Here is a 20,480-nt window from a genome sequence, read left to right as displayed (position 1 = left end):
CCGTTTTGAAGAAACCCGCGCTTGTCGCGGGTTTTTTCGTTAGAATTCACGCCCTTTTTATGAAACACGCTTTTTGGGATCTACGCGGTGGCGGGGTTCCTTGAAGTGCCTGACGGAGGCGGACAGCCTGTTTAGCTGTTATGCCCGTGGCGACTATGCAAGACACATTGAGAATCACCGAAGTTTTCTACTCGTTGCAGGGTGAAACGCGGACTGCCGGGCTGCCCACTGTTTTTGTGCGCCTGACCGGTTGCCCATTGCGTTGCCAATACTGCGACAGCGCTTATGCATTCACTGGCGGCACCATTCGCACGCTCGACGACATTCTTGAGCAAGTGGCCGGCTTTCGTCCGCGTTACGTCTGTGTCACCGGCGGCGAGCCGCTGGCACAACCCAACGCCATCCCATTGCTCAAACAGTTGTGTGACGCCGGTTACGAGGTCTCGCTGGAAACCAGCGGTGCCCTGGATATCTCGGCGGTCGATCCTAGGGTCAGTCGCGTCGTCGACCTGAAAACCCCGGGTTCGAAAGAAGCCCACCGCAACCGCTACGAGAACATCGAACTGCTCACGCGCAACGATCAGGTGAAGTTTGTCATCTGCTCGCGGGAAGACTACGACTGGGCTGTGTCCAAGCTGATTCAGTACGGTCTGGATCAGCGAGCGGGTGAAGTCCTGTTCTCGCCAAGTCACCATGACCTTAATGCTCGGGATCTGGCTGACTGGGTGGTGGCGGACAACCTGCCAGTGCGTCTGCAATTGCAGTTGCATAAATATCTGTGGAATGACGAGCCGGGGCGCTGAAATGACTGAACAACTGAACACTACAGAAAAACGTGCAGTCATCTTGCTGTCCGGCGGCCTCGACTCGGCGACCGTCGTGGCGATGGCTCGTGCTGAAGGTTACAGCTGCTACACCATGAGCTTCGATTACGGTCAGCGGTCTCAAGCAGAGTTGCACGCCGCTGCACGCGTTGCCCGTGACCTGGGTGTGGTCGAGCATAAGGTGATCGGTCTCAACCTGAACGGTATGGGCGGCTCCGCACTGACTGACAGCAGCATCGACATTCCGGAGGAGCTGGGGGAGGGCATTCCAGTCACTTACGTGCCGGCGCGCAACACGGTATTCCTGTCGCTGGCGTTGGGCTGGGCTGAAGTGCTCGGTGCCCGCGACATCTTCATCGGTGTCAACGCGGTGGATTACTCCGGTTACCCGGACTGCCGTCCCGAGTTCATCGAGTCCTTCGAGCGCATGGCCAATCTGGCGACCAAGGCCGGTGTAGAAGGCAATGGTTTCCGTATTCAGGCGCCACTGCAGAACCTGAGCAAGGCACAGATCGTCCAGGCAGGCGTGAAGCTGGGTGTTGATTACGGGCTGACTGTTTCCTGCTATCAGGCCGACGATAACGGCCGTGCATGCGGCAAATGCGACAGCTGCCGCCTGCGTGCAGAAGGCTTCGCGGCGGCCGGAATCAGCGACCCAACACCTTATTTTTGATTTATTTCAAATTAGGTGTTGAATAGTCCTTAAAAATCAGTATTATACGCGCCACCACACAGCGGGTCGTTAGCTCAGTTGGTAGAGCAGTTGGCTTTTAACCAATTGGTCGTAGGTTCGAATCCCACACGACCCACCATTTTTGTAGCAGTTTTAAAAGTCTGGAAGGCCCACGCAAGTGAGGATTTCCGGATTTTTTTTTGCTCGCGATTTGAGCTTGCCCGGTTCCGGGCTGCAGCCCGTGACGCAGGTCAGAATCATCTTTTGCATCCACGGGATATTCTGTAGCCTTGCGCAGCTTCAACGTTGTCCGTGCCTGATGATACTCACTTTCCCGGCGGTACCCTGAAGGGGTCGGAGCCGGGTGTATACTCGACTTTCGCGCGAAAGCGCCTGCAGGTCTTGCGAACATGACGCAGATTTCCGAACGCCTTCTGGTTCAAGCCCACCTCGACGCCAAACAGCCCAAGCCGCTGACTGCCGAGGAAGAGGCCTATTACCGTGCCGCCATCGCTGCCGAGCTCAAGGCTCAGAACGCGGTGCTGGTTGCTCACTTCTATTGCGATCCGGTCATTCAGGCCCTGGCCGAAGAAACCGGTGGTTGCGTCTCCGACTCGCTGGAGATGGCTCGCTTCGGCAGTGCTCACCCGGCCAAGACCGTGGTGGTCGCCGGTGTGAAGTTCATGGGCGAGACCGCCAAAATCCTCAACCCTGAAAAACGCATCCTGATGCCGACCCTGGAAGCGACCTGCTCGCTGGACCTGGGTTGCCCGGTGGACGAGTTCTCGGCGTTCTGCGATCAGCATCCGGAACGTACCGTGGTGGTTTATGCCAACACGTCGGCGGCGGTCAAAGCCCGGGCGGATTGGGTGGTGACTTCAAGCTGTGCGCTGGAGATCGTCGAAAGCCTGATGGATAACGGCGAAACCATCATCTGGGGCCCGGACAAACACCTGGGCACCTACATCCAGCGCCAGACCGGTGCAGACATGCTGCTGTGGGACGGTGCCTGCATCGTTCACGAAGAGTTCAAGTCCAAGCAACTCGAAGACATGAAGGCGCTGTACCCTGACGCAGCGATTCTGGTGCACCCAGAGTCGCCGACGTCGGTGATCGAGTTGGCGGATGCCGTCGGCTCCACCAGTCAGTTGATTGCGGCAGCGCAGAGCCTGCCAAACAAGACCTTTATCGTCGCCACTGATCGCGGCATCTTCTACAAGATGCAGCAGCTGTGCCCGGACAAGGTCTTCATCGAAGCACCAACGGCCGGTAACGGCGCAGCATGCCGCAGTTGCGCACATTGCCCGTGGATGGCGATGAATACCCTTGAGCGCACGCTGAAGAGCTTGAAGGAAGGGACTAACGAGATCTTTGTCGATCCAGCGCTGATTCCGCAAGCGATTCGGCCGCTCAAGCGCATGCTCGACTTCACCCAGGCGGCGCGGATGAAATTGGCCGGCAACGCCTGATTCGCCGACAGTGAGCCAAAAAAAACGCCCCGATTTGATTGGGGCGTTTTTGCATCTGCTGGATTACTTGGTTTTCTTTGGAATCCGCACAAGCTGGGTATTGGAGTAGATGTCATGCCAGCTGCGTTTCTGTTTATCAAACAGCGACCAGAAGAAACCCAGGCCGACGCACAGCAAGGACGCGATCGACACCACAAAGCGCAGCAACGCCTGCCACAGGCTGATGGATGAGCCGTCGGCGTTTTGCACGCGTATGCACCAGACCTGCATACCCAGGGTCTGGCCGGACCAGGTCCAGAACTTGGCGAAGAAGCCGAACAATACAAACAGCAGCACCGTTGATAGCAGTGGATCGCCGTCCAGCGCGCCGGCTTCGGTCAGGGTGCGCATCTTGTCTTCGCCGATGATCGCCATCTGGATCATCTTGTAAATGCCGCTGGTGACGATCAGCAGGGCGGTACACAACAAGAAGTCATAGAACATCGCTGCCAGGCGACGGCCCAGGGTGGCGGCGGGAAAGTCGCCCTGGGGGTTGAGCAGGTGTTTCGACATGGCAGCCTCTGGACGGAAAAAAGAAGCCATTTTACGGATTTACGCGCACAAAAAAGCCCCTGATGTCAGCATCAGGGGCTTTTTCGTTACAGAAGATCAGGCTTCTGCTTGTACTTCGTCAGCCTGCATGCCTTTCTGGCCTTGCACAGCAACGAAAGTCACTTTCTGGCCTTCTTTCAGGCTCTTGAAGCCGTTGCCCTGAATAGCGCGGAAATGCACGAACAGATCCGGACCGCTTTCTGGAGTGATAAAACCAAAACCTTTCTCGTCGTTAAACCACTTGACGGTACCGCTCTGACGTTGGGACATTTCTTATTTCCTTTGACGCAAAAATTAATGACAGCCTCCTTCTTGTGAAAGAGTACTGGGGCTGGTTGCAGGAGAGTAAGAAGACGTCGAACGGGATGTAGCTAACTTGTAGGCTACTGCCCAGGTCACGATTCCAAGCGACCCATGCAAACACAGTGAACAAACTCTACGCCAACTACGGGAGAAAAAACAAGCCCTGTGGAGGGCCCGGATTTGCTCGCGTCGGGGCGTTTATGCCGCAACTAGTGTTGGCTTATGCAATCGCCGTGTTCAATTGTTTTCGATCGTTATAAGCAACGTTCATAAACGAAGCTGACAGGTAAAGTGGTGCACTGTTTTATGGCGGTTGCGTTACACATTAGTGCGCTGTTAACGCAACCGCGTTACTTATAGAAACAGTCAATCAGCCGCGGTAGTAGCGTTGTGGAACAAATGGCATTTTGCTTACAAGCAAAGGCACCTTTTTCCCACGAACAATCGCCCATACCGGCGTATCGAGAGCGATATAAGCACTGTCGACGTAACCCATCGCCAAGGGGCCGCCCAAGGTCGGACCGAAGCCACCGCTGCAAACCGCGCCAATGATGTCGCCTGCTTCATTGACGATCTCTGCACCTTCGCGCACCGGCGTGCGTTCCTGAGGCAACAGGCCAACGCGCTTGCGGCTGACACCGGCTTGTTGCTGTCCGAACACGGTTTCTGCGCCAGGGAAGCCGCCGGCACGTGCGCCATCAGCGCGACGAGGCTTGGAGATGGCCCACAGCAGGCTGGCTTCGATCGGGGTGGTCTCGGTGTTCATGTCGTGGCCGTAGAGGCACAGGCCGGCTTCCAGGCGCAGTGAGTCACGAGCGCCAAGGCCGATGGCCGCCACTTCAGGTTCGGCCAGCAGGGCGCGAGCCAGGGCTTCGGTATCGGCGGCCGGCACGGAGATTTCGTAACCGTCTTCACCGGTGTAACCCGAACGGCTGACAAAGCAGTCCACACCCAGCAGTTTTACGCGGGCGAATTGCATGAAGGTCATCTTCGCCACTTCAGGTGCCAGGCGCGCGAGTACGGTGACGGCAGCCGGACCTTGCAGCGCCAGCAGGGCGCGTTCTTCAAACAGCGGCTCGATCGTGCACTGGTCGCCGATGTGTTTGCGCAGATGCGCCAGGTCCTGGTCCTTGCAGGCGGCGTTGACCACCAGGAACAGTTCGTCGTTACCCAGGTTGGCGACCATCAGGTCGTCGAGGATGCCGCCGGTCTCGTTGGTGAACATCGCGTAACGCTGCATGCCCACCGGCAGGTCGATGATGTCCACCGGCACCAGGCTTTCCAGCGCCTTGGCGGCATTGGCGCCGGTCAGGCGGATCTGGCCCATGTGCGAGACATCGAACAGCCCGGCCTGATCACGGGTGTGCTGGTGTTCTTTCATCACTCCGAGCGGGTATTGCACCGGCATGTCGTAGCCGGCAAACGGCACCATGCGGGCGCCGAGTTCGATGTGCAGTGCGTGCAGCGGGGTTTTCGACAGTTGTTCGGTGGACATATTCAGCTCCTGAAAAAGTGTGCAGATGCGCGTAAGCATCAGCACTCGATAATGTTGACCGCCAAACCGCCACGGGCGGTTTCCTTGTATTTGCTTTTCATGTCGGCGCCGGTCTGGCGCATGGTGCGGATGACTTTGTCGAGGGAGACGAAGTGCTGACCGTCGCCGCGCAGGGCCATGCGCACCGCATTGATCGCCTTGACCGAGCCCATGGCGTTGCGCTCGATGCAAGGCACTTGCACCAGCCCGCCAATCGGGTCGCAGGTCAGGCCGAGGTTGTGTTCCATGCCGATTTCCGCGGCGTTTTCCACTTGCTGTACGGTGCCGCCGAGAACTTCGCACAGGGCGCCGGCGGCCATGGAGCACGCCACGCCGACTTCACCCTGACAGCCGACTTCTGCGCCGGAAATCGAGGCGTTTTCTTTATAGAGAATGCCGATCGCGGCGGCGGTCAGCAGAAAACGCACGACGCCGTCTTCGTTGGCGCCGGGGATGAAGCGCATGTAGTAATGCAAAACAGCGGGGACGATCCCTGCCGCACCGTTCGTAGGCGCGGTCACCACGCGCCCGCCGTTGGCGTTTTCTTCGTTGACCGCCAAGGCGTAGAGGTTGACCCAGTCCAGCACCGACAGCGGATCGCGCAGGGACGATTCCGGGTTTTTGCACAGTTGTCGATGCAGCGCGGCCGCCCGGCGTTTGACCTTCAAACCACCAGGAAGGATGCCTTCGTTACGACAACCGGCGTCGACGCAATCCTGCATCACTTGCCAGATTTTCAGCAGGCCGGCGCGGGTTTCCGCTTCCGGGCGCCAGGCACTTTCGTTGGTCAGCATCACCTGGCTGATGGACAAGCCGTAGGTGGCGCAGTGACCGAGCAAGTCCTTGGCGCTTTTGAACGGGAAGGTCAGTGGCGTGGCGTCTTCGACGATGCGATCAGCGCCGGCGGCGTCTTCATCGACCACAAAACCACCGCCGACCGAGTAGTACTCGCGGCTGCGGATTTGTATGCCCGCGGCATCGAAGGCGCGAAAGATCATGCCGTTGGGGTGATAGGCCAACGGTTTGCGGATCATCGCCAAATGTTCTTTCTCGTTGAACGCAATGCTGTGTTCGCCGAGCAGGTTCAAGCGACCATTGCCGCGAATCTCTTGCAGACGGGCGGCGACGGTTTCGGTGTTCACGGTATCCGGGTGTTCGCCTTCCAGGCCCAGCAACACAGCCTTGTCGCTGCCGTGGCCTTTACCGGTGGCGCCGAGTGAGCCGTAGAGCTCGACTTTGACGCAGGTGGTCGCGGCCAGCAGTCCTTCACGACGCAGACCTTCAGCGAAACGTGCCGCAGCACGCATCGGGCCGACGGTGTGGGAGCTGGAGGGGCCGATGCCAATTTTGAACAGGTCGAACACGCTTAAAGACATGGTTGTTCTCCGGTTTCTTGTTATAGGAATGGCGGAATCTGGGTTTTGCACGGACCCCTGTGGGAGCGAGCAAGCCCGCTCCCACAGGGGGATATACGGTGTTCTTGACGGTGGGGGCAGGCGAACCCGCCCCACACAGTTTTAAGCGTAGCTTTCGATCGACGGGCAGGCGCAGATCAGGTTGCGATCGCCAAACACGTTGTCGACGCGACCGACCGGTGGCCAGTACTTGCCTTCGATCAGCGACGCAACCGGATACACCGCTTGCTCACGGCTGTACGGATGCGTCCACTCGCCGACGATTTCCGCCGCGGTGTGCGGCGCGTTTTTCAACGGGTTGTCGTCCTTGTCCAGGGTGCCGTTTTCCACCGCGCGGATTTCTTCGCGGATGCGGATCATGGCGTCGCAGAAGCGGTCCAGTTCTTCTTTGGATTCGCTTTCGGTCGGCTCGATCATCAGCGTGCCGGCGACCGGGAACGACATGGTCGGGGCGTGGAAGCCGAAGTCGATCAGGCGCTTGGCGACGTCATCGACGCTGATGCCGCTGCTGTCTTTCAGCGGACGCAAATCGAGGATGCATTCGTGCGCCACCAGGCCGTTGCTGCCGGTGTACAGCACCGGGTAGTGCTCTTCGAGGCGACGGGAAATGTAGTTGGCATTGAGGATCGCCAGTTGCGACGCACGCTTCAGACCCGCGCCGCCCATCATCCGAATGTACATCCAGGTGATCGGCAGAATGCTCGCGCTGCCGAACGGTGCCGCGCAGACCGCGCCTTCCTTGCGCTCCATGGTGCCGTGACCCGGCAGGAACGGGGTCAGGTGCGACTTCACGCCAATCGGGCCGACGCCCGGGCCGCCACCGCCGTGCGGGATGCAGAAGGTTTTGTGCAGGTTCAGGTGCGACACGTCGCCGCCGAACTTGCCCGGCGCGCAGAGGCCGACCATCGCGTTCATGTTGGCGCCGTCGATGTACACCTGGCCGCCGTGGTCGTGAATGATGCCGCAGATTTCGCGGATGCCTTCTTCGAACACGCCGTGGGTCGACGGGTAGGTGATCATCAGCGCGGCGAGGTGTTCGCGGTGCTCGATGGCCTTGGCCCGCAAGTCTTCGATGTCGACGTTGCCGCGGGCATCGCAGGCGGTGACGACCACGCGCATGCCGGCCATGTTGGCGGTGGCCGGGTTGGTGCCGTGAGCCGAGGACGGGATCAGGCAGATGTCGCGACGGTCTTCGCCACGGCTCTGGTGATAGGCGCGAATCGCCAAGAGGCCGGCGTATTCGCCTTGCGAACCGGCGTTCGGTTGCAGCGAGATCGCGTCGTAACCGGTGGCGGCGCAGAGCATCGCTTCCAGCTCATCGGTCAGCTGCTGATAACCGGCGCTTTGCTCGGCCGGGGCGAACGGGTGCAGGGCGCCGAATTCGGCCCAGGTCACCGGGATCATTTCGCTGGCGGCGTTGAGTTTCATGGTGCACGAACCCAGCGGGATCATGGTGCGATCCAGCGCCAGGTCCTTGTCGGCCAGTTTGCGCAGGTAGCGCATCAGCTCGGTTTCCGAGTGGTAGCGGTTGAACACCGGGTGGCTGAGGATCGGCGATTGACGCAGCAGCGCGGCCGGGATCGTGCTTTCAACGGTGGCAGCCAATGCCGCGAAATCCGGCAGGGTTTGGCCGTCGGCCAGCAGCGCCCACAGGGTTTCCACATCCGCTTGCGAGGTGGTTTCGTCGAGGGACAGGCCCAGACGTTCAGCATCGACCACGCGCAGGTTGATCTGCTGGACACGGGCCTTCTCGTGCAACGCGGCAGTGTTAGCGCCGGTCTTGATCGTCAGCGTGTCGAAGAAGCTTTCCTGCTCGACACTCAGGCCCAGCGCACTCAAGCCTTTAGCCAGAATCGCGGTCAGGTGATGCACGCGCTGGGCGATCTGCGTCAGGCCTTTCGGGCCGTGGTACACGGCGTACATGCTGGCGATGTTGGCCAGCAGCACCTGCGCGGTGCAGATGTTGCTGGTGGCCTTCTCGCGACGGATATGTTGCTCGCGGGTCTGCATCGCCAGACGCAGCGCCGGCTTGCCGAAACGGTCGACGGAGACGCCGACCAGACGGCCCGGCATGTCGCGCTTGAACGCATCCTTGGTGGAGAAATACGCCGCGTGCGGGCCACCGAAGCCCAGCGGCACGCCGAAGCGTTGCGCGCTGCCGATGGCCACGTCGGCACCGAACTCGCCCGGCGGCGTGAGCACGGTCAGGGCCAGCAGGTCGGCGGCGACCGCCACCAAAGCATTGGCGGCGTGGAAGCGTTCGGTCAGTTCGCGGTAATCGAACACATCACCGTTGCTCGCCGGGTATTGCAGCAAAGCGCCGAAGAATGGCGACACGTCGCTCAGTTCACGCTCGTCGCCAACCACCACGTCGATGCCCAACGGCTCGGCCCGGGTGCGCAGCACGTCGAGGGTTTGCGGGTGGCAATGGCTGGAGGCGAAGAACGCGTGGCTGCCCTTGTTCTTGCTCAGGCGTTTGCAGAAGGTCATCGCTTCGGCGGCGGCGGTGGCTTCATCGAGCAAGGACGCGTTGGCGATCGGCAGGCCGGTGAGGTCACTGATCAGGGTCTGGAAATTCAGCAGCGCTTCGAGACGGCCCTGGGAAATCTCCGGTTGGTACGGGGTGTAGGCGGTGTACCAGGCCGGGTTTTCCAGCAGGTTGCGCAGGATCGGCGACGGCGTGTGGGTGCCGTAGTAGCCCTGGCCGATGTAGGTCTTGAACAGCTGGTTTTTGCCGGCGATGGACTTGATCAAGGCCAGGGCATCGGCTTCGCTCAGGCCGTCTTCGAGGCCGAGGACACTGGTGCCCTTGATGCTGTCCGGGATGACGCTGGCGCTCAGGGCTTCCAGCGAGTCGAAGCCGAGGCTATTGAGCATGGCTTGCTCATCAAAGGCGCGCGGGCCGATGTGGCGGGCGATGAATTCGTTGGCAGTGGTCAGGCTTACTTGAGTCATGTCAGCGCTCCTCAGGCTTCGGCGTTGGCTTTGATCAGACGGTCGTAGGCGTCTTGATCCAGCAGTTTGGCGACAGCCGATGCATCGGTTGGCTGGAAGCGGAAGAACCAGCCTTCGCCCAGCGGATCTTCGTTGACCAGTTCAGGGCTGCTGTCCAGCGCCGGGTTCACTTCCAGCACTTCACCGTCCAATGGCATGTACACGCCGCTGGCGGCTTTAACCGATTCCACGGTGGCGGCTTCAGCGCCTTTGTCGTAGGACTGCAGCTCAGGCAGTTGTACGAAAACCACGTCGCCCAAGGCGTTCTGTGCGAAAGCGGTGATGCCGACTGTGACGCTGCCGTCAGCTTCGGTACGCAGCCATTCGTGATCTTCAGTAAAACGCAACTCGCTCATGGAAACTCCTAAGGGGGCCAGACTCGTCTGGTGGACGCGATTGAATGCCGGGCAAAGCCCTGCTTTATGGATGGTTACTAAGCAAAATCGCGGCCAATGTTTTTTTATTGTTAAAAATCAATAAGTTATAGGTTTATTCGGGGTGCAGCGATTTGCGGGCTGTAGCGAAATCGCTACAGTCCAAGGCGGAGAAAAAAGCCTAAGTGGATCAAAGCCTTGCACAGCGGTGATCGGGAAGGGGTGTAGCGATATCGTTCCACTGTAGCGCTTTCAGTACAGATGGAGGTCGTTTTTGAACTCGGAATGGAAGGTGATGCAGGCCCTTGTGGGAGCGGGCTTGCTCGCGAATGCGGTGTGTCAGTTAGCATTGATTTGACTGACCCACCGCCTTCGCGAGCAAGCCCGCTCCCACATTTTGACCGAGTAGGCCTTACGGCTTATTGGGAATGCCGTACTTGCGCAACCGATGGGCGATGGCGGTGTGGGAGGTTTGCAGGCGGCTGGCCAGTTGGCGGGTCGAGGGGTAGCTGACGTAGAGTTTTTCCAGCAGGGTCTTCTCGAACTCTTCCATCGCCTGTTCGAGGCTATCGACGTCGCTGTCACTCTGACGTGCCACGGAGGTGCCGGCGATATCGAGGTCGCCAATGTCGACCAGGCTGCTTTCGCAAATGGCGGCGGCGCGGAAGATCACGTTCTGCAATTGCCGCACGTTGCCCGGCCAGCGATTGCCCAGCAGGGCCGGATAGGTGCCGGGCGCCAGGCGACAGACCGGGCGCTGGATCTGCGCGCAGGCCTGCTGCATGAAGTAGCGGGCCAGCAGCAGGATGTCCTGGCCGCGTTCGCGCAGCGGCGGGACTTCGACGTTCAGGACGTTGAGGCGATAGAAGAGGTCTTCGCGGAACGAACCTTCGCTGACCATTTTTTCCAGGTCGCGGTGCGTGGCGCTGAGGATCCGCACATTGACCTTCACCTCACGATCCCCGCCTACCCGGCGGAAGCTGCCATCGTTCAAGAAACGCAGCAACTTGGCCTGCAAGTACGGCGACATCTCACCGATCTCATCGAGAAACACCGTGCCCTGGTTGGCCAGTTCCATCAGCCCCGGTTTGCCGCCTCGTTGCGCGCCGGTGAAGGCGCCGGGGGCGTAGCCGAACAGTTCGCTTTCGGCGAGGTTCTCCGGCAATGCCGCGCAGTTCAGCGCCAAAAATGGCGAACTGTGCCGGGCGCTGATGGCGTGGCAGGCACGCGCCACCAGTTCTTTGCCGGTGCCGGTTTCGCCCTGGATCAACAACGGTGCATCGAGGGCCGCAACGCGTTGGGCGCGGGCCTTGAGGGTCCGAATCGCCGGGGACTCACCGAGCAGCGCATCGAAACCTTCGGCATGGTCGTGGTGCAGCGCCGACAGGCGCTCGCCGATGCGGTTCGGTTGATACAGGGTCAGCAGGGCGCCGGCGTCGGTAATCGGTGTGGCGTCCAACAGTAGCGTCTGGCCGTTGACGGTGACTTCCCGCAGCGGCAGGCGAAAGCCGTTTTCCAGCAGGGCTTCGAGCAGTGTCGGGTCGGCGAACAAGTCGGCGATGCTTTCGCCGTCAGGTTCGCGACCGTACAACGCAATCAGTGCCGGGTTGGCCAGCAGCACCTTGCCGGCACCGTCCAGCGCCAGGACCGGATCGGTCATGGCCGCGAGCAACGCATCAAGCTGCAGGTGCCGACGCTGGCCGGGAAGAATGTCGACCACCGTCACCGCTTGCACGCCGCGCACGCTGAACAACGCATCGCGCAGCTCTTCGAGGACTTCCGGGCTCAGGGTCGGGGCATCGATGTAGACGTTGGGCGGGACCATTTCCACCGCATCCAGATTGAGATTGCGCCCACCGAGCAGGGCCAGAACTTCCTGGGTAATGCCGACGCGGTCGATGAAGCTGACGTGGATACGCATGGGGCGTTTTTGGGTTCTGGAGTGCGGAGGGTGGCAAGTATGCCTTGGAGGAGGGCTGGGGTGAAATCTTGAGATGTATGGTGGATTCAAAAGCCACCCCTCACCCCAGCCCTCTCCCCAGTGGGGAGAGGGGGAAAGGGGGTAGATATATGTCGCTTTCAAATCCTGAGTTCGATTCGATATCTCAGGTCGATGTAACTCGAAAGAGCAACTCGGTCAGTCCCCTCTCCCCGTGGGGAGAGGGTTAGGGTGAGGGGGGGCTTCAGATTCGATCCAGATGCTCAGGTTTCACCGGATCACCGGATTTGACGTGGAGCTGCGCACGCACATCTTCAAACATGGCGTCGTACTCCTTGTGTATCGAGCCGATACTGGCCTCTTTGGGCATCCCGTACTTCTGCGCGATGCGCGTGGCATGTCGGGCGAAGTCGAAGGCCTGATCTTTGGGCAGAAAGAATTCTTCCTTCAACGCCTTGTCCCCAACCGTGCCATGCATCTTGAACAGCATGCCTTCGCCTTCCTTGGGATCTTGGCTGACTGCATATTCGATGTGCAGGTTGTAACCGTAATCGTCCTTGGTCAGCGCGTGGCGCTCGATGTGCAGGTGGCCGGGCTCGAACGTTGCCATTGGCGTTTCTCCTTCAAAAAGGCATTGAATCAGGGCAGACCTCAGGCCTGCCCTCGGAGTTTCCTTTATTGATAGTTTATCCGGTGTCGCCGTGTCCGAGAGTGGACCGATTACCGCGACTTTTCCAGTCTGTCGGGCGAACGATCAGTCGGCTACCACTGCGCGCGATGCGACCCCAATTCCGAAGCCGGAAGTGCCCACTGCAGCGGCGTCCCCGTAATTTTCAATGGCACCTGCAACCGATGCGCCGGTCCCCAAGGCGTCTGCTCAATCAACAACCCTTGATCGTTGTCATCCTCCGCCCGCAACGGCTCATCTGTTCCCGCACCATTTTCAATCAGCAACTTCGCCGTACGCGCCAACGACAACCGCGCCGATCCATTACGCCCCAACAATCGAATCGCACTGGCCGCCATCAAATACCCGGTGGCGTGATCGAGCGCTTGCAAGGGCAATGGCGTCGGTTTGTCCGCGCGTTTCAACTGCCGGCCGGCGTCGGCGATTCCGCTGCTCATTTGCACCAGGCTGTCGAAGCCGCGGCGGTTCTGCCACGGGCCGCTCCAACCGTAAGCATTGATGCTGACGTCGATCAGGCCGGGCGCCAGTTTCTGGCGTTCGGCGACACCGTAACCCAGGCGTTCCAGTGCGTCGGCGCGGTAGCCGTGGAGCAGAATGTCAGCGTCCTTGAGCAGGCTTTCGAACACCGCGCGATCAGTCTTGTCGTGCAGGTCCAGGCGTGCGCAGCGTTTGCCCAGGGTGACTTCCGGCACCACGCCGGGTTCGTTCCAGGTCGGTGGGTCGATCCGCAAAACGTCGGCGCCGAGGCCTGCCAGAAAACGGCTGGCGATCGGTCCGGCGAGCACTCGAGTCAAATCCAGCACCTTGATCCCGGCCAGCGGTTGCGCCACCGAGCCTTGCCACGGTTTCGCGTTCTGGCGGTTGTTTTCAGCAAACTGAATCAGCGGCTCGGCGTTCACAGCCTGACCTTGAGGATGCGCCTGCCATTGCGCCCAGCTACGCATTTCGGCGGCGCAGCCACCGGCATCGACCACGGCCAGCTCCAGATCGCTTTTGGCCCATTGAGCAACCTTGCTTGCCATCGCCGCACGGTCGGCACAGGCGCCGAGCACTTTTTCGGCAGCGGCGCGGTGATGGGGCGCGTTGGTGTGCAGACGGATCCAGCCATCCTTTGTGGCGTAGTCACCGGCGACCGGATCCCAGAGTGGCGGGACGGTCCAGCCTAACGGGCGGATCGACGTGGCGAACCAGAAAGAGGCCAGGCGCCGATCGACCTCAAGGCTGGGTAAGCGACCGGTTTGTTGCTGCAGCCATTCGCTGGCAGCCTGGCCGGCAGCGGCAATGCTGGCGCATGCCAGGTCGGTGACGGCAAACGCCGAGGGCAGGGCGCCGCTCGAGGTGAATGGAATCGGCGTGTGAGGCAAGCCGAGTGCGGCTTGAATGGACGTGAGTAAATCAGTCATCGAAGGCCCTCCGGGAGAGAGGGCAGCATAGATCAAAAGATCGTCCGAACGCGGCCCGAGCCTTCGGACGATCTTTTGAGGGTTACACCCGAAACTGATCCATCAGTTTCATCTGGTGGGAGGTCAACGAATTGAGATGGCTGCTGATCTGTGCCGATTCGGTGGCTTGGCCGGTCAGGGTTTCGGTGACGGTGCGGATCGCCGAGACGTTGCGGTTGACCTCTTCGGCCACGGCGCTTTGCTGTTCGGCGGCGCTGGCGATTTGCAGGTTCATGTCGCTGATGACCGTTACTGCGTCGCTGATTTTGCTCAAGGCCTGCACAGCTTGCTGGATCTGCCCGGCGTTGCTGTGAGCCTGGGTCTGGCTCGAATGCATCGTGGCCACCACGCCGCGAGTGCCGGTCTGGATGCGCTCGATGACGATGCGGATTTCTTCCACCGAGTCCTGGGTGCGTTTGGCCAGATTGCGCACTTCATCGGCGACCACCGCAAACCCGCGACCGCTCTCGCCGGCACGCGCTGCTTCAATCGCCGCGTTGAGCGCCAGCAGGTTGGTTTGTTCGGCGATGCTGCGGATCACTTCCAGCACCGAGCCGATCTGCTCGCTGTTGACCGCCAGTGCTTCGACTTCGGTCACCGCCTTACTGACTTCGTCGGCCAATTGATTGATGTCGCGGGTGCTGCGTTCGATGATCTGCATGCCGTCGCGGGCCGACTGGTCGGCACCCTTGGCCGCATTCGCCGCGTTTGACGCACTGTTGGCGACGTCGTGGGCGGTGGCGCTCATTTCGTTGGACGCAGTGGCGACCTGGTCGATTTCGCGGAACTGCACCTGCATGCCTTCGCTGGTCTGGCGGGCGATTTCCGAAGACTGGTCGGCGGTGCCGCGCGCATCGGTGATGCTCTGTTTGATCTGCGCGATGGTCGGTTGCAGCTTGTCGAGGAAACGGTTGAACCAGCTCACCAGTTCGCCCAGTTCGTCTTCCTTGCTGTAGTGCAGACGCTGCGTCAGGTCGCCGTCGCCGCTGGCAATCGCCTTGAGCATCTCGGCCACGCTGTTGATCGGCCGAGTCACGCCGGACGCCGTGAGCCAGATCAGCAACAGCCCGACCAGGCCGGCAATTACCGCTACCAACACGGCTTTGATCGTGCCGCTTTGCTGGGCGTCATCGAGTACGGCTTGCAGCTTGACCGAGTCGGCCAGCAACACCTGTTTCGGCAGGTCGATCACCACGCCCCAGGCCTTGGACTCGGCAATCGGACTGACCGGGTACACCGCACGGATCAGGTCGCCCTGTTCGAGAATCTTCGGCGTCCCACCGCTGAGCAATTGCAGAACGTCCTTGCCGTCTGCGCCCAGAGTGTCGCCGATGCTTTTGCCGACCTTGCTCGCGTCGACGCTGTAACCGGCGAGTACACCGCTGCCGGAGACGATCAGCATGTGCCCGGCGCTGTTGAACAGATCGCGCTGGGAGTCCACCGCCGCGGCTTGCAGCGCGTCGAGGGCGATGTCCACACCGACCACGCCGATGGATTTGCCATCCACCAGCAGCGGTACGGAAATGGTGGTCATCAGCATTTCCTTGCCGGCGACGGTGTCGGCATACGGGTCGAGCAGGCAGGTGCGCTTGCTGTCGCGAGGGCAGGTGTACCAGCTGTTATAGGGCGTGCCGCTGAGGCTCAAGGTGGTTTTGGTCATGTCGTCTTCGACCATTATCGTGTTGATCCCGACACCGCCGGCACGGCTCCAGTAGCTGGCGAAACGACCGGCTTCGTTGGACTGGCGAGCCGCATCGTTGGCGAATTCGCTGTCCTTGCCGTCGAGGCCATTGGGCTCGAATGCCAGCCAAATGCCGAGTACTTTGCCGTTGCGCTCGAAGGCGGTTTTCAGGCTCTGGTTCAACTCTTCACGCAGGGCGCCGGCGTCAAGGGAGCGCTTGGTCGCCATGTTGCGCATGTCCTTGATCTGATCGGCCAAGGCGGTCACCACCAGCAGGTTTTCGCCGAAGGTCTTCTGCACCCGCACCGCTTGCTCGGCGGCCTTGGCCTGGAGCAGGTTCTGCACGCTGGCGGTGAGCATCTTGCTGCTGGAGGCGCTGACCAGTTCATCGTTCTGATCGGTCTGGTAGATGTTCATGCCGACGATCAGGACGACCACGCCCAGCAGGCACAGACCGGAGAGCAGGACGATTTTCAGGCGGATGGAGAGAGAGTCGAACATAGGACGAACTCGCGAATGGATGAGGTGTTGGCTGTGAGTCGGGATCGACCCGGTTCGCCAAGTCCATTCAGCGCCATTTAATGCACATCGGCGTGGGCAAAGGTTGCATGAACGCGAAGCCGACGAACGGTAACAGGTGACCGTTTGCGCAGGAAAATGCCCTGAAAAGGACAAAAATTCAGGAAATTGTCGGCAACGATTCCGGCCGCGACCAGATCCACAGATTGCCCAGACTCATGCCGGCAATCGCCAGATAGATCGGCCAGCCATGATCGAGCGTCACCAGCATCAACCCGGCGCACAGCAGCATGCTGACGGTGGCGCTGAGCTTGGCTCGGCGGGTGATGATTTTGCCGTTGCGCCAGTTGCGCAGGATGGAACCGAACAGCCGATGGTTTTCCAGCCAGGCGCTCAGGCGCGGCGAACTTTTAGTCGCGGCCCAGGCGGCCAGCAGGATGAACTCGGTGGTCGGCAGGCCGGGTACGACAATGGCGATCAAGCCGATGCCCAGGCTGAGGTAGGCCAGGAGACCGAAAAGGATTCGGGCGAGTTTTGAGGATGTTGAGTGAGGCATGCGCTTTCCTTGTGGGAGCGGGCTTGCTCGCGAAAGCGGTGTGACAGGCCACATTGATGCTGACTGACACACCGCTTTCGCGAGCAAGCCCGCTCCCACAGGTCCGTATTCTCAGGCGAGTTCGGGGGTGGTGGCGTAGGCCTGTTCCAGCAACACGGTGAAGCGGTTGAACGCGTCGATAGCGCCTTTATCCAACTCGGCTTCTTCCTGTGCGCTGAGTTCCAACCCGTCGAGGGTTTTGACGAAGCTCTTCCAGCCTTCAGCGCGGCCACCGGCCGGTTCACCGAGATGACGAGCACCGAAGGTTTCGCTTAACCCCAGACCGACAGCTCGCTTGATCAGGAACGCCGCGCCAAGTTTCGAACCTTCCGACACGAACAGCCAACCCAGTGCTTCTGCTTTGGTTGGATTCTTCACGGCACCGGCGACGGGCGCTGGAACTTCAGTTTCCAGGTCCGCCAGATCTGCCTTGGCCGCTTCAGCACGGCAGCGAGCTGGCAGGTCCGGGACGATGGCGGTCAATTCGGCATCGTTGTACAGCGACACCAGTTCCGACTGAAGCAAATACTGAGCCACCACGAAACGCGCGAAGTTGGCCTGGGTTTCGAACGGTGCGTGGGCTTTGACCAAGGCATCAAGCTTGGTATGAGGCTCGTTTGTGATCTGGTTCAAACGTTGCGAACGCAGAGCTGGGCGTTGAGCAGTGTCCTGAGCGGTCATGAGAAGTCCTTGAGAAAAAGAGGCGCTTGGTAACGAGACGAACAAGCAGGCGCCTGACAGTAAAAAAACCTCACTACGCCACTTCTATAAAGCAACGCAGTGAGGTGGCAGGGTCAGATATCCCAGACCAGATTGATCGCGAAGTTGCGACCCGGTTGGGTCAGGCGGTCGAGGTTGGCCGGTTGAGTGACCGAGGCTTCGCCGACGCTGTCGTAACCGCGCACGTCATCCCACTGCCAGTACTTCTTGTTGGTCAGGTTGTACAAACCGGCGTTGACGGTTACGTCGTCGGTCACCTTGTAGAAGCCGGCCAGGTCGAGCACGCCATAGCCTGGGGTCTTGAACTGGGTGCTGGTGCCGTCCGGGGTTTTGAAGCTGGTGCTGTCGACGCGGGTTTTGCGCTTGACCAGTGTCCAGCTCAACAGGGCGCCGTAGTTGTCTTGGTCGTAACCCAGGCCGAACACACCAGTCAGCGGGTTGATGCTGTTAAGCGGCTGGCCGCTGTCATCGTTTCGGCCGTACAGGTAGGCCACCGAACCCTGGGTGTAGAGACCGGTCGGGGCGCCGAAGCTGTCCAGATTCAGGCGACCCTTGAGCTCCACGCCTTTGATGGTGGCGTGCGCGATGTTGTTGCTCTGGAAGGTGGTCTCGGTGTAGCCGGGCGTGATGGCGTTCTCGTCGATGAAGTCGCGGTATTTGTTGTAGAACACCGCCACATCGAAAGTGCCTGCGTCGAACTGGCCGCGCAGGCCGGTTTCATAGCTCTTGCTCTTTTCCGGTTCCAGATCAGGATTCGGTGCGACCTGATAGCCGCCGGCCAGGTTTTCAAAGCGACCGTACAGCGCCTTGGCGGTCGGTGTACGGAAGCCTTCGGCGTACTGGCCATACCAGGTGTAGTGGTCGTTGAAGCTATAGGTGGTGCCGAATTTTGGCGACAGACGATGCCAAGTCTTGGTGTCGTCGCTCACCACACCGTTGCCGCTCTGGTCGGCGGTGACCAGGAATTCGTCGGTGATGTGCGGCTTGAGCTCGGTGTAGTCGTAGCGTGCGCCGGGCAGGAAAGTCCAGTTGCCCCAGCTGATCTGATCCTGGGCGAACAGGCTGTAGCTGTTGATGGTCGGATCCGGGAAGTCGCTGGCGGGTTTCAGGGTATCGGCGGCGCTGGCGGCACCGATGACCCGGCAAGCGCCGGCCACGGTCAGGCAGGTGCCGCTACCGGTGCGCAGGCCGGTGACTTTGTCCTGTTTGAGGGTGGTGCCGTAGGTGACACGGTGGTCGGTGTCGGCGATGGCAAACGACTTGTCAGCCTGGGCATCGAACACCCATTGGCGATCCTTGTAGGTGGTATCACGGTTGCGTAGCACCGTGCGCGACGGCGCGTAGATTTCTTCGGTGCTCTGGTCGGTCTTGGCGATCTGGTAGTTCAGCGTCCACTTGATGTTGTCAGCCAGGACGCTGTCCAGGCCGAAGCTGTGTTCCAGACCGAAGCGTTCGCGGGTGACGGTGTCGTTGCCGGTACGGGATTTATAGAAGCCGAAACCGCGTCCTGCGTTGAACGGGCCGCCCACTGCGCTCAGCTGGTTGGTGTCGCGGTCATCCTTGTAGTGCTCGTAAGTCAGGCCGAAGCGCGCATCGTCGGCGTAGTCCCAGCCCAGTTTGGCCAGCACGTTGGTGGTGCGCACATCCTCGGGGTTGGCCTCGGTGCGGTTCAGGCCGGTTCCGCCGGTTTCACCGTAGGACTCTGTTTCATGACCATTGCGCTGACTCAAGTGCAACAGGCCGTCGAAGTCGCCGGTGCGGCCGGCCACGGTGCCGGAGGTCAACCAGCTGTCGTCGGCCGAGCTGTAGCCGGTTTTCAGGCGTGCGCCGACATCCTTGCCCGGTTTGATGATGTCGTCCGGGTCCAGCGTGTAGTAGCTGACCGCGCCGCCGATGGCGTTGCTGCCGTAAAGCACGGATGCCGGGCCGCGCAGAATCTCGACGCGCTTGACGATCTCAGGATCGACGTAGTTGCGGTTGGTCTGGGCGTATGGGCCGTTGAAGAAGCTGTCGGGCACTTGCACACCGTCGATCTGGGTCAGTACGCGGTCGCCGTCGATACCGCGGATGTTGTAGCCCGTGAGACCGGCGCGTTGACCGGCGCCGCCCACCGAAACACCGGGCTCGTAGCGCACCAGATCCTTGATGTTATTCACGTTGTTGCGGTCCAGCTCTTCGCGGGTGTAGACGGTGACAGTGCTCGGCACGCTGTTCACGTCCTGTTCCTGGCGGGTGGCGCTGATGGTCACCTGGTCCAGGTTGAGCGCGTTGCTGTTGCTGCGCTTCTCCAGCACGATGTTGTTGGTGCCCAGTTTGCGATAGCTCAGGTTGGTCCCCACCAACAGGCGATCGAGGGCTTTCTCTGGCGGCAGCGAACCCCGTACGCCCGGCGAGGCCACGCCTTCAGCCAGTTCTGCCGGCAAGCCGACTTGCCAACCCGTCACGGCGGTAAAGGCATTGAGCGCCGAGACCAGCGACTGCTGAGGGATGGTGAACGCGTAATCGCCCATGTTGCGGGTCGGTTGCTCTGCCGCGGTGGCGGCGCAGAGCTGCGCGCTGCCGGCCATCAGGATAGCGGCGGTCAGCAGCGACAGCACGCGAGAAGGTGAAGAAGGTTGGCGGGTAAGGCGAGAGGACATCGATAGCGCTCCGTGTCGCACGAATCTTTATAGGTGCTGATCCGAATCCGTAGATAAGAATCAATTGCATTGGCTATAAC

At 60.5% G+C, this 20,480-nt stretch carries 15 protein-coding genes, 1 tRNA gene and 2 pseudogenes; 4 read left to right on the top strand and 14 right to left on the bottom strand.

Annotated elements, in window-relative coordinates:
* Nucleotides 1-155 precede the first annotated feature (155 nt).
* The 4 genes from queE to nadA all read left to right on the top strand — a co-directional run bounded on the left by queE (nucleotide 156) and on the right by nadA (nucleotide 2,966).
* Nucleotides 156-803, top strand: coding sequence for a 7-carboxy-7-deazaguanine synthase QueE (gene queE, locus ACSQ87_RS25325; protein ID WP_129437837.1), 648 nt, complete (start codon nucleotides 156-158; stop codon nucleotides 801-803).
* A gap of 1 nt (nucleotide 804) precedes the next feature.
* A complete protein-coding gene (gene queC / locus ACSQ87_RS25320) occupies nucleotides 805-1,497 on the top strand; it encodes a 7-cyano-7-deazaguanine synthase QueC (protein WP_046049656.1) in 693 nt (230 codons plus the stop codon).
* Nucleotides 1,498-1,560: 63 nt separating this feature from the next.
* Nucleotides 1,561-1,636 (top strand) — tRNA-Lys (locus ACSQ87_RS25315).
* Between the two features lie 271 nt (nucleotides 1,637-1,907).
* Entirely contained in the window at nucleotides 1,908-2,966 is a 1,059-nt protein-coding gene (gene nadA / locus ACSQ87_RS25310) for a quinolinate synthase NadA (RefSeq protein WP_223430316.1), read from the top strand.
* Between the two features lie 63 nt (nucleotides 2,967-3,029).
* On the opposite strand, the gene ACSQ87_RS25305 is transcribed toward nadA, so the two are convergent.
* The 14 genes and pseudogenes from ACSQ87_RS25305 to ACSQ87_RS25240 all read right to left on the bottom strand — a co-directional run bounded on the left by ACSQ87_RS25305 (nucleotide 3,030) and on the right by ACSQ87_RS25240 (nucleotide 20,400).
* Complete coding sequence (locus ACSQ87_RS25305; RefSeq protein ID WP_150658528.1) at nucleotides 3,030-3,518, bottom strand: RDD family protein; 489 nt, start codon at nucleotides 3,516-3,518, stop codon at nucleotides 3,030-3,032.
* Nucleotides 3,519-3,614: 96 nt separating this feature from the next.
* Complete coding sequence (locus ACSQ87_RS25300) at nucleotides 3,615-3,827, bottom strand: cold-shock protein (RefSeq protein ID WP_003175786.1); 213 nt, start codon at nucleotides 3,825-3,827, stop codon at nucleotides 3,615-3,617.
* 403 nt (nucleotides 3,828-4,230) lie between these two features.
* Nucleotides 4,231-5,355: a glycine cleavage system aminomethyltransferase GcvT gene (gene gcvT / locus ACSQ87_RS25295; RefSeq protein ID WP_223430317.1), complete on the bottom strand. Its 1,125-nt coding sequence runs from the start codon at nucleotides 5,353-5,355 to the stop codon at nucleotides 4,231-4,233.
* A 38-nt stretch (nucleotides 5,356-5,393) separates the two neighbouring features.
* The gene (locus ACSQ87_RS25290; protein ID WP_095132678.1) at nucleotides 5,394-6,770 is read right to left on the bottom strand and encodes an L-serine ammonia-lyase; all 1,377 of its coding nucleotides are present in this window, start codon (nucleotides 6,768-6,770) and stop codon (nucleotides 5,394-5,396) included.
* Nucleotides 6,771-6,911: 141 nt separating this feature from the next.
* Nucleotides 6,912-9,764 (bottom strand): aminomethyl-transferring glycine dehydrogenase, encoded by a 2,853-nt coding sequence (gcvP, locus tag ACSQ87_RS25285; protein WP_436274621.1) that lies wholly within the window; start codon nucleotides 9,762-9,764, stop codon nucleotides 6,912-6,914.
* Nucleotides 9,765-9,775: 11 nt separating this feature from the next.
* Nucleotides 9,776-10,159 carry a glycine cleavage system protein GcvH gene (gcvH, locus tag ACSQ87_RS25280; protein ID WP_008027813.1) on the bottom strand — a complete coding sequence of 128 codons (384 nt, stop codon included), beginning with the start codon at nucleotides 10,157-10,159 and terminating at the stop codon, nucleotides 9,776-9,778.
* A gap of 430 nt (nucleotides 10,160-10,589) precedes the next feature.
* Nucleotides 10,590-12,098, bottom strand: a complete 1,509-nt coding sequence (locus tag ACSQ87_RS25275) for a sigma-54-dependent transcriptional regulator (RefSeq protein ID WP_150657241.1) — start codon at nucleotides 12,096-12,098, stop codon at nucleotides 10,590-10,592.
* Nucleotides 12,099-12,360: 262 nt separating this feature from the next.
* Nucleotides 12,361-12,726 (bottom strand): DUF5064 family protein, encoded by a 366-nt coding sequence (locus tag ACSQ87_RS25270; protein ID WP_436274620.1) that lies wholly within the window; start codon nucleotides 12,724-12,726, stop codon nucleotides 12,361-12,363.
* A 152-nt stretch (nucleotides 12,727-12,878) separates the two neighbouring features.
* Entirely contained in the window at nucleotides 12,879-14,207 is a 1,329-nt protein-coding gene (locus tag ACSQ87_RS25265) for a CoA transferase (protein WP_436274619.1), read from the bottom strand.
* A gap of 82 nt (nucleotides 14,208-14,289) precedes the next feature.
* Nucleotides 14,290-14,817, bottom strand: a pseudogene (locus ACSQ87_RS25260) (methyl-accepting chemotaxis protein); the annotation flags it as partial.
* 330 nt (nucleotides 14,818-15,147) lie between these two features.
* Nucleotides 15,148-16,155: pseudogene (locus ACSQ87_RS25255) on the bottom strand (PDC sensor domain-containing protein); the annotation flags it as partial.
* 451 nt (nucleotides 16,156-16,606) lie between these two features.
* Entirely contained in the window at nucleotides 16,607-17,002 is a 396-nt protein-coding gene (locus tag ACSQ87_RS25250) for a YbaN family protein (RefSeq protein WP_436274618.1), read from the bottom strand.
* 111 nt (nucleotides 17,003-17,113) lie between these two features.
* Entirely contained in the window at nucleotides 17,114-17,722 is a 609-nt protein-coding gene (locus ACSQ87_RS25245) for a biliverdin-producing heme oxygenase (protein ID WP_436274617.1), read from the bottom strand.
* 113 nt (nucleotides 17,723-17,835) lie between these two features.
* Complete coding sequence (locus ACSQ87_RS25240; RefSeq protein WP_436274616.1) at nucleotides 17,836-20,400, bottom strand: TonB-dependent receptor; 2,565 nt, start codon at nucleotides 20,398-20,400, stop codon at nucleotides 17,836-17,838.
* Nucleotides 20,401-20,480: the final 80 nt, after the last annotated feature.

This window comes from Pseudomonas sp. LjRoot277 (assembly GCF_964253845.1).
Taxonomy (GTDB): Bacteria; Pseudomonadota; Gammaproteobacteria; order Pseudomonadales; family Pseudomonadaceae; genus Aquipseudomonas.
The sequence above is the reverse complement of the archived record's forward strand: the minus strand, read 5'-3'. Positions and strand labels throughout refer to the sequence as shown.

What these genes read in the sequence shown, in the direction of transcription:
- ACSQ87_RS25300 (WP_003175786.1), bottom strand. Translation starts at nt 3,827, where the DNA reads ATGTCCCAACGTCAGAGCGGTACCGTCAAGTGGTTTAACGACGAGAAA.
- gcvH (WP_008027813.1), bottom strand. Translation starts at nt 10,159, where the DNA reads ATGAGCGAGTTGCGTTTTACTGAAGATCACGAATGGCTGCGTACCGAA.
- ACSQ87_RS25270 (WP_436274620.1), bottom strand. Translation starts at nt 12,726, where the DNA reads ATGGCAACGTTCGAGCCCGGCCACCTGCACATCGAGCGCCACGCGCTG.
- ACSQ87_RS25275 (WP_150657241.1), bottom strand. Translation starts at nt 12,098, where the DNA reads ATGCGTATCCACGTCAGCTTCATCGACCGCGTCGGCATTACCCAGGAA.
- ACSQ87_RS25265 (WP_436274619.1), bottom strand. Translation starts at nt 14,207, where the DNA reads ATGACTGATTTACTCACGTCCATTCAAGCCGCACTCGGCTTGCCTCAC.
- ACSQ87_RS25290 (WP_095132678.1), bottom strand. Translation starts at nt 6,770, where the DNA reads ATGTCTTTAAGCGTGTTCGACCTGTTCAAAATTGGCATCGGCCCCTCC.
- ACSQ87_RS25305 (WP_150658528.1), bottom strand. Translation starts at nt 3,518, where the DNA reads ATGTCGAAACACCTGCTCAACCCCCAGGGCGACTTTCCCGCCGCCACC.
- gcvP (WP_436274621.1), bottom strand. Translation starts at nt 9,764, where the DNA reads ATGACTCAAGTAAGCCTGACCACTGCCAACGAATTCATCGCCCGCCAC.
- queE (WP_129437837.1), top strand. Translation starts at nt 156, where the DNA reads ATGCAAGACACATTGAGAATCACCGAAGTTTTCTACTCGTTGCAGGGT.
- ACSQ87_RS25240 (WP_436274616.1), bottom strand. Translation starts at nt 20,400, where the DNA reads ATGTCCTCTCGCCTTACCCGCCAACCTTCTTCACCTTCTCGCGTGCTG.
- gcvT (WP_223430317.1), bottom strand. Translation starts at nt 5,355, where the DNA reads ATGTCCACCGAACAACTGTCGAAAACCCCGCTGCACGCACTGCACATC.
- ACSQ87_RS25250 (WP_436274618.1), bottom strand. Translation starts at nt 17,002, where the DNA reads ATGCCTCACTCAACATCCTCAAAACTCGCCCGAATCCTTTTCGGTCTC.
- nadA (WP_223430316.1), top strand. Translation starts at nt 1,908, where the DNA reads ATGACGCAGATTTCCGAACGCCTTCTGGTTCAAGCCCACCTCGACGCC.
- queC (WP_046049656.1), top strand. Translation starts at nt 805, where the DNA reads ATGACTGAACAACTGAACACTACAGAAAAACGTGCAGTCATCTTGCTG.
- ACSQ87_RS25245 (WP_436274617.1), bottom strand. Translation starts at nt 17,722, where the DNA reads ATGACCGCTCAGGACACTGCTCAACGCCCAGCTCTGCGTTCGCAACGT.